This window comes from Aromatoleum aromaticum EbN1, from assembly GCF_000025965.1.
Lineage (GTDB): Bacteria > Pseudomonadota > Gammaproteobacteria > Burkholderiales > Rhodocyclaceae > Aromatoleum > Aromatoleum aromaticum.
Window position 1 is genome coordinate 3,731,770 of record NC_006513.1, and the last position, 14,154, is coordinate 3,745,923.

General features: G+C 65.8%; 9 protein-coding genes. 4 read left to right on the plus strand and 5 right to left on the minus strand.

The genetic code is table 11. The annotated features are described in order from the left end of the window. Positions 1–46 precede the first annotated feature (46 nt). Positions 47–3,730, plus strand: coding sequence for a DUF748 domain-containing protein (locus EBN1_RS17880; RefSeq protein ID WP_011239385.1), 3,684 nt, complete (start codon positions 47–49; stop codon positions 3,728–3,730). A gap of 95 nt (positions 3,731–3,825) precedes the next feature. Here EBN1_RS17880 and EBN1_RS17885 read toward each other — a convergent pair whose 3' ends face one another. From EBN1_RS17885 to EBN1_RS17895, 3 genes are all read right to left on the minus strand, one after another. Next, complete coding sequence (locus EBN1_RS17885) at positions 3,826–5,097, minus strand: O-acetylhomoserine aminocarboxypropyltransferase/cysteine synthase family protein (RefSeq protein WP_011239386.1); 1,272 nt, start codon at positions 5,095–5,097, stop codon at positions 3,826–3,828. Positions 5,098–5,164: 67 nt separating this feature from the next. After that, the gene (gene pabB / locus EBN1_RS17890) at positions 5,165–6,949 is read right to left on the minus strand and encodes an aminodeoxychorismate synthase component I (protein ID WP_011239387.1); all 1,785 of its coding nucleotides are present in this window, start codon (positions 6,947–6,949) and stop codon (positions 5,165–5,167) included. 17 nt (positions 6,950–6,966) lie between these two features. After that, on the minus strand, positions 6,967–8,181 hold the full coding sequence (locus EBN1_RS17895) for an MFS transporter (RefSeq protein WP_041646566.1): 1,215 nt from the start codon (positions 8,179–8,181) through the stop codon (positions 6,967–6,969). 312 nt (positions 8,182–8,493) lie between these two features. On the opposite strand from EBN1_RS17895, the gene EBN1_RS17900 reads away from it, so the two are divergent. The 3 genes from EBN1_RS17900 (at position 8,494) to EBN1_RS17910 (ending at position 11,471) form a co-directional block, all read left to right on the plus strand. Next, entirely contained in the window at positions 8,494–8,862 is a 369-nt protein-coding gene (locus tag EBN1_RS17900; protein ID WP_157866651.1) for a hypothetical protein, read from the plus strand. Positions 8,863–8,978: 116 nt separating this feature from the next. Beyond that, the gene (locus EBN1_RS17905; RefSeq protein ID WP_011239391.1) at positions 8,979–9,431 is read left to right on the plus strand and encodes a YaiI/YqxD family protein; all 453 of its coding nucleotides are present in this window, start codon (positions 8,979–8,981) and stop codon (positions 9,429–9,431) included. 228 nt (positions 9,432–9,659) lie between these two features. Beyond that, the gene (locus EBN1_RS17910; RefSeq protein WP_011239392.1) at positions 9,660–11,471 is read left to right on the plus strand and encodes a M61 family metallopeptidase; all 1,812 of its coding nucleotides are present in this window, start codon (positions 9,660–9,662) and stop codon (positions 11,469–11,471) included. A 4-nt stretch (positions 11,472–11,475) separates the two neighbouring features. Here the strand turns inward: EBN1_RS17910 and EBN1_RS17915 are convergent, their stop codons facing one another. Next, complete coding sequence (locus EBN1_RS17915; protein ID WP_011239393.1) at positions 11,476–12,867, minus strand: MATE family efflux transporter; 1,392 nt, start codon at positions 12,865–12,867, stop codon at positions 11,476–11,478. 140 nt (positions 12,868–13,007) lie between these two features. After that, positions 13,008–14,099, minus strand: coding sequence for a DNA-binding protein (locus tag EBN1_RS17920; protein ID WP_011239394.1), 1,092 nt, complete (start codon positions 14,097–14,099; stop codon positions 13,008–13,010). Positions 14,100–14,154: the final 55 nt, after the last annotated feature.

Consider the following 14,154-nt stretch of genomic DNA (forward strand, 5'->3'; position numbering starts at 1 on the left):
TGCCGTCATTGACGGCCCGGGCCGGGATGACAATGAGGGGCAGGCTGTGGCGAAAGTGCGAGAGACTGGACGGCTGAACAACGTGGCGGCAAAGCTCGGGCGGCCCGTCAAGTGGATCGCCGGCATCGTCGTGGTCATCGCGATCCTCGGGTTCCTGATCCTGCCGCCGGTCGCGCGCCACTTCGGCGCACGCCTCCTGGGCGACTCGATCGGGCGCACCGTTACGATCGAGAAAGTCCGCATCAATCCTTTTGCTCTGTCAATGACGGTCAGCGGCTTCAATATCGCCGAAGCCGACGGGCAGGGCAACGCGCTCTCGTTCGGCACGCTGTACGCGAATCTCGAAGCCGAATCGCTGCTCAGGGGCGGCCCGGTGTTGCGCGAGTTGCGGCTCGAGCGCCCGCAGGCGCATCTGGTGCGGCTAGATGGGGGACGTCACAACTGGTCCGACGTGCTCGAACGCTTCGCGGCGAAGCCGCAGCAGGAGGAAAAAAAGGGCGAAGCGCGCTTCTCGCTCAACAACATCCGCGTCATCGACGGGAAGCTGCTGGTCGAGGATCGTCCCGTCGGGCTCGAACACGAGCTGTCGGCAATCAATATCGGCCTGCCGTTCTTGTCGAACCTGCCGTCGAAAGTCGAGCTGTTCGTCGAGCCGGAGCTGTCGGCGCTCGTCAACGGCCGGCCCCTGCAGGTCACCGGGCAGTCCCGGCCGTTCGCGCCGGACCGCGAAACTGCGCTCGGCATCGACCTGGACGGTTTCGACTTCACGCCGTATCTCGCCTATCTGCCGTTCGACGCTGCGTTCAAGGTGCCTGAAGGGCGGCTCACGACGCGCTTGCGGCTGGCTTTCTCCCAGCCACCCGAGGCTACACCGAAAGTCGCGCTGACCGGTTCGGTGGAGCTTGCGGACTTGCGGCTGGAGGGAGCGAAAGGGGAGCCGATGCTGAATGTTCCGGCGCTCGCGCTGAGCCTTGCCGACGTCCAGCCGCTGGTCGGCAAGTGGCATTTCGGGCGCCTCGAAATCTCGCAGCCCGAGGTCGACGTGGTCCGCCTCGCCGGCGGCCAGATCAACTTCCAGCAGATCATTCCCCGTCCCGAGGCCGCCGCGGCGACCGGGCAGCCGGCACAGAGCGGCGCAACGACTCCGTCGCCGGGCGAGGCAGCGGCGGACGCCGACGTGAAGTCGCCTCCCGTGTTCCTGCTCGACGAGGCGAAGATCTCCGGGGCGACAGTGCGTTTCGAGGACCGCGCCGCTTCGGCGCCATTTCGCACCGAGCTGAAGGATCTCGTCCTCGAAGCGAAGAATGTCGGCTCGGCGCCGGACGCCATCGCCGAGGTCGCGCTCGATTTCGTCACCGACGCGGGCGAGAAGAGCAGCCACCGTGATCGCCTGCGTCTGAACCCGTTCGAACTCGAGGGCCGGGTGGTCGCGGAGAACTTCCAGGTCGGCCGCTACGCGCCTTACTACGCGGCGGCACTGCCGGGCGGCGAGATCCGTGACGGCCGCCTCGACGTGACCGTCGGGTACAAGGTGAGGCTCGGCGAGAAGGAAGCGGCGATCGACGTGCTCGCCGAGTCGGTGGTGTTGCGCCAGTTCGAGCTCGCGCTGAAAAGCCAGAAGCGGCCGCTCGTCAAGCTGCCACAGCTAGCACTCGAGGCGGTCGCGGTGTCGCGGGCGCAGCGGACGGTGACGATCGGGGCGGTCGAATCGAAAGGTGCATCGTTCGCGCTGGTGAAGGCGCGCAACGGCAAGCTGGACGCGCTCGGGCTGTTCGACGAGCCCGCCTCGCCGAAAGGACAGGCCGGCAGGCGTTCGGCGAGTGCGAACGCGAACCCGGCCGCGCCCGAAAAACCGTGGTCGTTTGCGCTCGAACGGCTCGCATTCGACGACTGGGCGGTCCGCTTCGAGGATCGCACCCAGGGTGCACCGATCGTGCTGCAGGCCGCCGGGATAAAGCTCAAGGCGGACGGCCTCAGCACCGCCAAGGGCGCCGCGACGAAATTCGAGCTCGGTGCGCGCGTCAACAAAAGGGGACGGGCGGCCGTCAGTGGAACGATTGCGCTCGATCCATTGAAGGGAAACCTTCGTGTCGATCTGCGCAGCGTCGATCTGTTGCCGCTGCAGCCCTACGTCGTCGAACAGCTCAACATCGCCATCTCGCGCGGCACCGTGACGACGCGCGGCACCCTCGCTTTCGAGTCTGTACGCGGCGGCAACGTGAAAGGGCGCTTCCGCGGCAATCTGGGTGTCGCGAACTTTTCGTCCATCGACAAGAACCATGCGACCGATTTCCTGCGCTGGCGCAGCCTCGCGCTCGCAGAGGTCGATGTGCGCACCGCGCCGCTGGCGGTTTCGATCCGCGAAGTCGCGCTGACGGATTTCTATACCCGCCTGATTCTCGACGAGACCGGCCAGCTCAATCTGCGAGAAATCCGCCAGCAACCCGAGGCAGCTCCTGCCGCCGATGCGACAAAACCCGCGCCCGAATCCTCGGGCCGTACGACGAGCGTCGAAGTTCCGCCTCCGGCGACTCCGCCGCCGCCGATCTCGATCGGCAAGATACTGATCAAGCAAGGCAACATCGCGTTCAGCGACCGCTTCATTCGTCCCAACTACGACGCGAACCTGACCGGAATGGAAGGCGAGGTGGTCGGCCTGTCGTCAGACCCGGCGACGCTGGCGCGGCTCGACCTGCAGGGCAAGGTCGATGACACCGCGCCCGTCACGATCAGCGGCGAATTCAATCCGTTCAGGGAAGACCGCTACCTCGATATTGCCGCATCGGTGAAGGATTTCGAGCTGACCGGCGTATCCCCCTATTCAAGCAAGTACGTGGGCTACGGGATTCAGAAAGGCAAGCTGTCGGCCGACCTGACTTACAAGATCGAGGATCGCAAGCTGACCGCGACGAACCGGCTGTTCCTCGACCAGCTCACGTTCGGCGACCGTGCGGACAGCCCCGATGCGCCGAATCTGCCGGTGCAGCTCGCCGTGTCGCTGCTCAAGAACCGCGCCGGCGAGATCGACCTCAACATGCCGATCAGCGGTTCGCTCGACGACCCCCAGTTCAGCATCGGCGGTCTCGTCGTCAAGGCGATCCTGAACCTGATCGGCAAGGCGCTTACCGCACCCTTTGCGTTGCTCGGATCGATGTTCGGTGGTGGGGAAGAGCTGTCGCAGCTCGATTTTCCGCCCGGTCGCAGCAGCTTCGACACGGCGGCGGAACAGAAGATCGAGACGCTGGCGAAGGCGCTGACCGAGCGGCCGGCGCTGCAGCTCGAAATTACCGGTGAGGCCGATCGAGAGAGTGACACGGCGGGGCTGAAGAAAGTGATCCTGTTGCGAATGATGAAAGCGGCGAAGCTCAAGGAATCGGTCCGGCGCCGTGACGAGGCGCCTCCGCTCGAAGACGTCGTCATCGACGCCGAGGAGTATCCGAAATGGCTCGAGCGCGTGTATCGGGACGCGGATTTCAAACGGCCGCGCAACGTGATCGGTCTGCTCAAGGATCTGCCGGAAGCCGAGATGGAAGCGCTGATGCTCGCCAACATCGTGGTCGATGACGAAGCGCTGCGCCGTCTCGCGCAGGAGCGGGCGCAGTCGGTCAAGAGTCGCCTGCTCGAAAAAGGCGAGATCGCCGCGAACCGGGTCTTTCTGCTGGCCCCGAAAGTCGAGCCGGCGCAGGATGCGGAGGGCGGTGGGCGCAGCGCGATTTTCTCGCTGCGCTGAAGAGGTTTTCCGCTCGGCCGGACTGCGGCGCGCACGGTGTCCCGGCACCGGAGTGCCGGGCGTGGTGCCCCTCAGGTCGCCCCTCAGGTCGCCCCTCAAGCCGCCGCGAGCGCGCCGTCGAGGTCGGCGATAAGGTCGTCGATGTGCTCGATGCCGACCGACAGCCGGATCATGTCTTCGGAAACGCCGGCCTTCGCCATCTCGTCCGGCGACAGCTGGCGATGCGTCGTCGATGCCGGGTGGCACGCGAGCGTCTTGCAGTCGCCGATATTGACGAGGCGGGTGACCAGCTTCAACGCATCCTGGAAGCGTGCGCCGGCGGCGCTTCCGCCCTGCACGCCGAAAGTGAGGATGCCCGACGCGCGCCCGCCCATGTAGCGCTGCACGAGGCCATGGTCCTCGTGCTCCGGCAGGCCAGCGTAGTTCACCCAGCTCACTTTCGCGTGGTTCTTCAGGAAGCTCGCGATCCTGACGCTGTTTTCGCAGATGCGGTCCATGCGCAGCGCGAGCGTCTCGATGCCCTGCAGGATCAGGAACGCGTTGAACGGCGAGATCGCCGCGCCCATGTTGCGCAGCGGCACGACGCGTGCGCGGGCGATGTAGGCGGCGGCGCCGAGCGCTTCGGTATACACGACGCCGTGGTACGAGACGTCCGGCTCGTTGAGTCGCCTGAACCTCGCCTTGTGCTGCGCCCACGGGAACTTGCCGGAATCGACGATGATGCCGCCGAGCGAGTTGCCGTGCCCGCCGAGATATTTCGTCAGCGCATGAACGACGATGTCGGCGCCGTATTCGAACGGGCGGCACAGGTACGGCGACGGGACGGTGTTGTCGACGATCAGCGGTACGCCCTTGCCGTGCGCGACGTCGGCGAGCTTCTGGAAGTCGGTGATGTTGCCGAGCGGGTTGCCGACCGATTCGCAGAACACCGCTTTCGTGCGTCCGTCGATCAGGCGCTCGAACGCTTCCGGGTCGCGGTAATCGGCAAAGCGCACTTCGACGCCGTATTGCGGCAGCGTGTGCGCGAACAGGTTGTAGGTGCCGCCGTACAGCGTGCTCGACGTGACGATGTTGTCGCCGGCTTCGGCGATCGTCTGGATCGCCGCGGTGATCGCCGCCATGCCGGATGCCATTGCCAGGCCGGCGATCCCGCCCTCGAGCGCCGCGACGCGCTTTTCGAGTACGTCCTGGGTCGGGTTCATGATGCGCGTGTAGATGTTGCCTTGCACCTTGAGGTCGAACAGGTCGGCGCCGTGCTGCGTGTCGTCGAACGCGTACGAGGTGGTCTGGTAGATCGGCACGGCGACTGCCTTGGTGGTCGGGTCGGGGCTGTAGCCGCCGTGGACGGCGAGCGTTTCGAGCTTCATTCGGGAGTTCCTCGAGTGATTGACCGGAAAAGTATAACCAGCACGGTTTCGAACCCGGAACAACTATTCATCCGCGGTCGAGGTCCACACGGAACAGCCCGCGCACCGCATTCGCGAGATATATCGCGCTCGCGCCGTCGAGATCCGGGCGCATCAGGCGGCACTCCCTGGCACGACCGTCGTTCAGCAGGCGGCGGCGATAGACGCCATCGAGCGCGCCGCTCGCGAGCGGTGGCGTCAGCAGCATTCCGTCACCCGGGTCCAGGAACACGTTCGTGCGCGCGCCCTCCGCGAGCTCGCCGAGTTCGTTGAAGAACAGTGCGTCGAAATGGCCCTGCCGGCCGATGCGCTCGAGTTCCGCGTCGTACAGCTCGCGCGCGGTGGTCTTGTGTCGCATCAGGGGATCCCGGCTCGAGATGCGGATCGGAGACACGACAACACTCGGCCTCGACCCCGCTTTCGGCTCCTCTAGCCGGGTCGAACCGATCCGGAAGCTCCCTGACGGGTCGAGCACCAGACGGACGCGATGAGATTCGACGAGTGATGCTGCGGTGTGCATCAGTGCCTCACGGAGTGCCTCCTGGTCGAGCCGAAAGCCGAAATGCGCGGCCGATGCCGCGAGACGCGCGAGGTGCAGCGCGAGCAACGCGTAGGGCTCGGGTGAGGCGGGCTCGCAGCGCAGGGTTTCGATCAGGCTGAAGCGGGGCGCGAGGTCGGTGAGAAAACGCCCTTTCAGCAACGATTCATCCCACTCTCCGTCGGCATCCGAATCGGCAACGATTCCGCTGCCGAGGCCAAGGCGGACGTCCCCGGCGCTGCCGATCTCGATCGTCCGGATCGGCACACTGAAGCGAAATTCCCCGTCCGGCGCGATCCATCCCAACGCCCCGCAGTACAATCCGCGCGGGCCGGTTTCGAGTTCGCGAATGATCTCCATGGCGCGGATTTTCGGCGCCCCCGTGATTGAGCCGCAGGGGAAGAGCGCGCGAAAGATCGACGACAGCGTTGCACGTACCGGCTCGGCGACGACGGTCGAGGTCATCTGCCAGACGCTGGGGTAGGACTCGATCGCACACAGCCCCGACACCCGTACCGCTCCGGGGGACGCGAGGCGCCCGAGGTCGTTGCGGATCAGGTCGACGATCATGACGTTTTCGGCGCGATTCTTTTCCGACGCAGCGAGCAGCGCGGGGTCGGAATCGCGGGGCGCGGTGCCCTTCATCGGCCGACACGTCAGGCGCGTACCCTGGCGCTCCACGAACAGCTCCGGCGAACGCGAAAGGATCGCGCCGCCGGGGTGGCGGACGAAGGCGCCATAGCGGACCGGCTGGGCCTCGCGCAGTCTGCCGTAGAGCGCGAGCGGGTCGCCGTACGCCTCGCCGCGGAGCGCGAAGGTGAAATTCACCTGGTAGCAGTCCCCCGCATCGATGAGGTCGCGGATGCGCGTCACCGCGGCGCGGTGTCCGGACTGCGCGATATCGCTGGCGATTGCGGCGACACCGGCAAGACGCTCGTGTTCACCCAGGCCGGCGACGGCGCGATCGAGCAGCGCGGCGGTCTGCGCTGCCGTTTTTCGCTCGGCCTGGCCGAACACCCACGCGCTCAGCAGCGGCCCGGGGGCCGGCGGCAGCCGCGGCGTGAGCCGGGGCTCGAGGGCATAGCCGAGCTCGTAGGTCGCGGCGAGCGCGATCCAGCCTCCGCGCGAGCGCGCCTCGTCGATCGCTTCGAAAGCCTGCGCGACGTCATCGGGACCGCTGCAGGTGATGCACGCACGAAGCTCCGACAGCAGCAGGTCACCGGTGTTGGCAAGGTTGTCGTCGAACAGCGCGAAGGGAGCCGAATCAGGCAGCATCGGGAAAGCCGCCGGATTCAGGCCGTTACGGCAGCCGTGCGCAACCGCGCTTCGCGGATCGGCAGGTTGACCAGCGCCGCCGCGGTCGCGAGCGCCATGTCCGCGTACCACATCCACGTGAAATCGCCGCGCTGCGTGATCGCCAGCCCGCCAAGATACGCGCCGAGGAAGCCGCCGATCTGGTGCGACAGCAGCGTCAGGCCGAACAGCGTCCCCAGATAGCGAATGCCGAACAGCTTGCCGACGAGCGCGGCGGTCGGCGGCACGGTCGCGAGCCAGGTGAAACCCAGCCCGGCGGCGAACAGGTAGAACGTCAGGTCGGTTTTCGGCATCAGCAGGTAGGCACCGACCAGGAGCGCGCGCGACCCGTACATCGCGGCGAGCACGTATTTGCTGCGATAGCGCGATACCCATGCGCCCGCATAGAGGCTGCCGACGATGTTGGCCAGGCCGATGATCGCCAGCGACCAGCTCGCCACCGACGGCGGCAGGCCGCACAGGTCGACTTCGCCCGGCAGGTGGGTGACGAGAAAGGCGATGTGGAAGCCGCAGGTGAAAAACCCGGCGTGCAGCAGCAGGTAGCTGCGGTCGCCCATCGCACTGCAGACGCTGTTCCACAATCCGGTGTCGTCGTGGACGTGCCGGACCGGCGCCTTGCCGGACGTCGTCAGCCTGCCGACGAGCGGCAGGGCGGCGAGCGTCATCAGCGCGAGCGCCCACATCGCCCCCGTCCAGCCGACGCCCTGGATCAATTTCTGCAGCACCGGCGCGAACACGAACTGGCCGAACGAACCGCCGGCGTTGATGACTCCGGAAGCCGAGCCGCGCGCTTCGAGCGGCAGCCGCTGGGCGGCTGCGCCGATCAGCACCGAGAAGCTGCCCGCACCCGAGCCGATCGCCGACAGCAGGCCGAGCGAGACGATCAGGCCGACCCCGGAAGTCATGAACGGAGTGACTGCGCTGCCCAGCGCCAGCACCAGCAGCCCGGCGACCAACACTTTCGCGGGGCCGTAACGGTCGGCGGCCGCGCCCGCGAGCGGCTGGATCGCACCCCACATGAATTGGCCGATCGCGAGCGCGAGACTGATCGTCGCGACACCGAGCCCCGTCGAAGTGTTGAGCGGCGACACGAACAGGCCCATCGACTGCCGGGCGCCCATCGTCACCATCAGGATGCCGGCCGCAGACAGGGTGACGATCAGCACATCGCGTTTTGCGAGAGAACGAAGCATGAAGAAAATTCCAATGAAGTGCCGCGGGCGACGCCAACGTAGCACACTAACTCGCGGGTGGCGCCTGAACAGACATGTTCCTTTCCGGGGCGCCATTCCTTGTTGTTGACCGGATCGGATAGAAGCGGCACACCTTCGACGAGACGGGAAACGGCTTTGCAAAGCCATGCTCCTGGTTCGTTTTTCCGTTTCCTGAAACAATCCAGAATTGCGCAAGCTCAATGAACCGTTCGTGCCATTCCTGCACTGTGCAGCATTTCCTCCCGCCGACTTCCCGGTGGGCTGTACACATCGGCTTGAAGGAAGACATCCGTGAAATCGACTCTCCCTGCGTTGCTCGCATCTTTCTCCGCGGTCATCCTGGCCGCATGTTCCGGTCCCACGGAATCGACCGGGCCGAGCGAGCCGGGAGCCTATGTGATGAACCTGGGGAACGGGAAAGCTGAACTGCGCATCATCCGCGCGGACCGGACGTCGATGTCGGTGCCGGGAACGTGGATGAAGGACGGCTCGATGTATCAGGTCGAGGTGGCCGGGTGCGGTGCCCTCGGCTTCAGGGAGCAGGGCCTCATTACCTACTGTGACCAGTGTGTGCAGATCAAAAAGGAACCGGACCGCTACCCGGACTGTAAAATCGCCGGCGAGTCCTTCCCCGACACGTGGATCAGCTCCGGATTCTGATTCCTCCCGGAAACAGGGAGATGGCGGGGTCAAGCTCTGACGCAGCGGGTCTGCGCACGCTCGCTGCCCAATGCAATGTATCGTGACGCCCTGGCAGTCCTGACGGGAGTACGCACATGCAGATCTGGGTCGACGCCGATGCTTGTCCGAAAGTGATCAAGGAAATCCTCTACCGTGCGGCGGAACGGACCGGCGTGCTGTTGACGCTGGTCGCCAACCAGCCGCTGTTTCCGCCACGCTCGCTGTGGATCAAGACCCTGCAGGTGCCACCCGGCTTCGACGTCGCGGACAATGAAATCGTCAGGCGGCTCGCCACGGGCGACCTCGTGGTCACTGCGGACATTCCGCTGGCGGCCGAAGTCATCGCGTGCGGCGGCCATGCGCTGAACCCGCGGGGCGAGTTCTATTCGACGGAGAACATCCGCGAGCTGCTGAACCTGCGCGATTTCATGGATACCTTGCGTTCGTCGGGCGTACAGACCGGCGGCCCGGCAGCGCTGACGCAGGCTGACCGGCAGGTGTTCGCGAACCGTCTCGACCAGTTTCTCGCCCGGATCGTGTCGGACTGAGCGAGGGGGCTGCGGGCCGCTTTCCCGGCCGTCCCTTATCCCCATGCGCCGTGGGCAGGTATGTGGACAACTTGTGGGGATGCCGGGCAGGCCGTTGAACACAAAGGAAATGTTGCGTCTGCACAAAAATGAGGCATTCGCGCCACAATTCACTCGGGAGAGCGAGGCAGGCGGTCCGGGCGCATTCCCGCGCTAGAATCCCGGGCCACCTTTTTCGCGGAATTGCACATGACCGGTCTGCCGCCCATCCGTTACACCATCGCGCCGATCCGGCCTGCCTCGCATCTGTTCGAAGTCACGTGCACGGTCAGCGATCCGGCCCCCGGCGGGCAGGTGTTCCGCCTGCCGGCGTGGATTCCGGGCAGCTACATGATCCGGGAATTTGCCCGCAACATTGTCACGTTGCGGGCCGAATGCGAGGGCAGGGCGGTTGCGGTCGACAAGCTCGACAAACACACCTGGCGCGCAGCGCACGTTGCGCCCGGTCGTGCGCTGACGCTGGTGTACGACGTCTATGCGTGGGATCTGTCGGTGCGGGCCGCGCACCTCGACCCGACCCACGGATTCTTCAATGGCACGAGCGTGTTCCTCGCCGTCGAAGGGCATGCTGACCGGCGCTGCCTCGTCGAGATCCTTCCGCCGCCCGCCACAACTTTCCGAGGCTGGAAAGTGGCGACGACGCTGCCGCGGGCGGTCGGCGAGATCGGTGTCGCGATGCCGATGGGGTTCGGATGCTACCGTGCCGACAGCTACGACGAACTCGTCGATCATCCGGTCGAGATGGGAACCTTCACCCACGAGGTGTTCGAGGCGGCAGGGGTGCCGCACGAGATCGCGCTCACCGGCCGCCACGACTGCGACACCCGACGTCTGTGCGCGGACCTCGCGCGCATCTGCGCCTGGCAGATCGAGCTCTTCGGCCTGCCGGCGCCGGTCGATCGCTACCTGTTCCTGACGATGCTCGTCGGCGACGGCTACGGCGGTCTCGAACACCGCGCCTCGACCGCGTTGCTGGCGAGCCGCAACGACCTGCCATACGTCGGCATGAGCGGTCTGCCCGACGGCTACAAGGCTTTTCTCGGGCTATGCAGCCACGAGTATTTCCACACCTGGAACGTGAAGCGGATCAGGCCTGCCGCCTTCACGCCGTATGACCTGCAGAGCGAGAACTACACGCGCCTGCTGTGGGCTTTCGAAGGCTTCACGTCGTATTACGACGACCTCGCGCTCGTCCGTTCGGGCGTGATCCCGATCGAGGACTATCTCGGCCTGCTGGGCAAGACAGTCTCGAACGTGCTGCGCGGCAGTGGCCGGCTCAAGCAGAGCGTCGCCGAGTCGTCGTTCGATGCGTGGATCAAGTACTACCGGCAGGACGAGAACGCCCCGAACGCGATCGTCAGCTATTACGCCAAAGGCGCTTTGATCGCGCTGGCGCTGGACCTGCAGCTGCGAGCCGCGAGCGCCGGCAGCGCGAGCCTCGACGACGTGATGCGCCTGCTGTGGCAGCGACACGGACGGACAGGCGTCGGGGTCGAGGAGGACGGGCTGTTCGCGCTCGTCGAGGAAGTCGGCGAACGCGGCGGGAAAGGTGCAGGGCGGCGACTCGCACGCTGGCTCGCGAAAGTCGTCCACGGCACTGACGACCTGCCGCTCGCCCGCCTGCTGAAGCCTTTCGGTGTCGCGTGCCAGGTCGAAGCGGCATCGAAAGGCCCGACGCTTGGCGCGAAGCTCGCCCCGAATTCGGGCGAGGCGAAGCTCGCCAGCGTCTACGACGACGGGCCGGCGCAGGCGGCAGGACTGTCGGCCGGCGACGTGCTCGTCGCGATGGATGGTTTGAAAGTGACGGGAAGCTCACTCGAAGCGCAGCTGGCGCGACGCAAGGCGGGCGACCGTGTCGAGATCCACGCGTTTCGCCGCGACGAGCTGATGAGCTTCGATGTCGAACTGACTGCGCCGCCGGCGGACACGATAAAGCTCACGCTCGCTGCCAGACCCGTGGCGGTGGTGCTCGCGCTGCGCAAAGGCTGGCTGGGCGGCTGACCGTTCAGGTCTGCACGTTTTGCGGGCGTCGCATCACGACGCGCAGCAGCCAGCCGAACAGCACCGACGCGAGGATCGTCGCGACGACGCTCGCTTCCCAGAAGCCGGCCACGGTCGGCGACTGCTCGCGCCCGGGCGCGTGGAACGCGAGCCAGTAGCCTCCGGCCAGCGCGATCCCCCAGAAACACAACGCGTGCAGCAGCATCGGCATGAACGTCACCTTGTAGCCCCGCAGCGCGTGGGCCGCGACCGTCTGCACGGCGTCGAAGATCTGGTAGATGCAGATATAGAACACCAGCCCGAGCGCCACTGCGCGCACCGCCGGGTCTGCGGAAAACAGCGCGACGACCGGCTCGCGTCCGACCCATAGCAGCACACCGATCAGTGCGACGAGGCCGACCGTCAGGCCCATCCCCACGCGGACCGTCGCTCGCGCGCGCGCGGGCTCACGCGCGCCTGCAGCCTGCCCGACGAGCACCAGGATCGCGATCGATATCGCCAGCGGAAGCATGTAGATCAGCGCGGCGAGGTTTGCGACGACGCGGTGTCCCGCCACCGCCTCGGCACCGAGCCGGGCGGCGAACAGCGCGATCAGCGTGAACGACGACACTTCGATGAACGTCGACAGCCCCATCGGGATGCCCAGTTTCAGCAGGGCAAGGAGGTCGCGCCGGCGGGGCGGCTGCCAGTTGGCAAACAGCCGGTAGGGACGGTAATCGCGGTTGTGGGCGAGGTAGCCCGCGCCGCACGCGAACGCGATCCAGTTCACGATTGCAGTCGAGATGCCGCAGCCGATCGCGCCCAGGGGGGGCAGGCCGAAGGCGCCGTGCACCAGTGCCCAGGCGAGCGGAATATGGGTCGAGGTGACGATGAAGCTGATCATCATCAGGGCGCGGGGGCGGCCCAGCGCGTTGTTGAAGGCGTAGAAAGTGCGGTACAGCAGGACCGCGGGCAGGCCGAACGCGGTCGCGAGCAGATAATCTCGGGTCTTCCCGGCCACGTCGGCAGGCACGCTGCTGAGTTCGAGCAGGAAACCGGGGAACGCGAGCAGCGCGATGCCGGGTAGCGCGAGCATCAGCGCCAGCCAGAATCCCTGCTGCAGCGCCGGGCCGATGGCGTCGACCCGGCGCGCGCCGAAATGATGGGCGACAGTCGGAGCGACCGCCTGCAGCACGCCGACGAGCAGCATCACGATCGAAATGTAGACGCCGCTGCCGACCGCAACTGCGGCCAGGTCGAGCGTGCCGTAGCGTCCGGTGATGACGGTGTCGGCAATCAGCATGCTCATCGACAACAGCTGGGCGACGAGCACCGGCCAGGCGTGATGAAACAGGCGACCGGCGATGGTGAACGATGACTCGGGAGCGCTCAATGGAAAAAGGATCGGGGCGGACATCGAGCGGGAGTTCCCGACTGGTTGCGGAAGAACGCGGAGTTTAGCCAAAAAAACCAGGAACATACCAACTGCTCCGGCGGTTCCGGTTCCGGGTGCAGCGCGCGGGCCTCGGCGGGGCGCCGGGCCGGGAGACTCTGCGCTTACCGCATCGGGATTCCCCGCTTTCTTTTGGTGGTGCGGCCACGAGGGTCAAGTCCTGCCGGGGAGCCTTTTTTCGATTGCTCCAAGGAACGCAGAGCCTGAACGATTTCACCTTGGCTGTTGGCAAGGAGGAGGGCGAGCTCACTAGCGCGTGAGCGCTCGGCATCGAGCGCAGCCTGCAGGGTCGCCTGAACCTCCTCGGCTTGCCTGAGTTCGGTCTCGAGGATTTGCACCTTGCTTTTGACTTCCAGAGCCTCAGCCTTTTCGGCTGCAACAGCGTTCTCCAGCGAGACATTTGCCTGAATGGCGGTTTTCCGGCCGGCCTCGGCCGCTGCGAGCTGCTTCGTCAGGGAAGCGAGGGCGGCGTCCTGCGCAGACGCATGCTGGCGAAGTTCCGCCAGCGCGTTCTGTGCAACTCGGGCTTCGCTACGCGCCTGATCGAAGCGAAGGAGCGCCTCCTTGATGTCGCGGTCGCAACCCGACTTGACGGCGCTGAGCTCGTTTTGCATGGCGACCAGCTTTTCGTCGGCTGCCCCGAGCCTGTCTTCAAGCGTTGCCCGCTCGGCATGGAGTTGCGCAATCTGGCGTTCATGGCTTGCCATCAGCGCCACGCGTTCGGTAGCGGCAGCGCTGAGGCTTGCTCTGGCATCCTCCACTTGCGTCTTCAGCGTGTCGATAAGCGTCTGCTGTGTTTGGGCTGCATCGGCCAGGCGAATCCGTTGGCCAGCCAAATCGGCGCGTTCCTTCTCGATGCCGGCGGCTTCCTGCGCAAGGGCTTCGCGATCCTGAGTCAGCTCATCCGTGCATGCCTCGCGTGCCGCGGTCAACGCTGCCTCCCAGAACGTCCGGGCGGCCTGGCTGACCGCGTCGGGCGCCTCCGACGAGGCACAAAACGCCGAAGGATCCTGGATTCGGCTGCCGAGCGCCTTGAACCAGGAATCCAGATGCGGCCCGACGGTGTTCGGGGAACCTCGTCCGATCTGGGCACGGATGCGTTCGACAGTCGGCCGGAATCCCTTCAGCAACAGCGTATCCGCTGCCTCCCAAACGTCCCGTTCGCCGACACCGCCGCGCTTCCCGATCTCGAGCATTTCGCTTGACCTCCCCTCTTTCTTCCATTAGTTATTACATTCGATAATCGAAAGT

Coding starts and splice junctions, on each gene's coding strand:
- EBN1_RS17915 (WP_011239393.1), bottom strand. CDS start 12,867: ATGTCCGCCCCGATCCTTTTTCCATTGAGCGCTCCCGAGTCATCGTTC.
- EBN1_RS17895 (WP_041646566.1), bottom strand. CDS start 8,181: ATGCTTCGTTCTCTCGCAAAACGCGATGTGCTGATCGTCACCCTGTCT.
- pabB (WP_011239387.1), bottom strand. CDS start 6,949: ATGCTGCCTGATTCGGCTCCCTTCGCGCTGTTCGACGACAACCTTGCC.
- EBN1_RS17905 (WP_011239391.1), top strand. CDS start 8,979: ATGCAGATCTGGGTCGACGCCGATGCTTGTCCGAAAGTGATCAAGGAA.
- EBN1_RS17910 (WP_011239392.1), top strand. CDS start 9,660: ATGACCGGTCTGCCGCCCATCCGTTACACCATCGCGCCGATCCGGCCT.
- EBN1_RS17885 (WP_011239386.1), bottom strand. CDS start 5,097: ATGAAGCTCGAAACGCTCGCCGTCCACGGCGGCTACAGCCCCGACCCG.
- EBN1_RS17920 (WP_011239394.1), bottom strand. CDS start 14,099: ATGCTCGAGATCGGGAAGCGCGGCGGTGTCGGCGAACGGGACGTTTGG.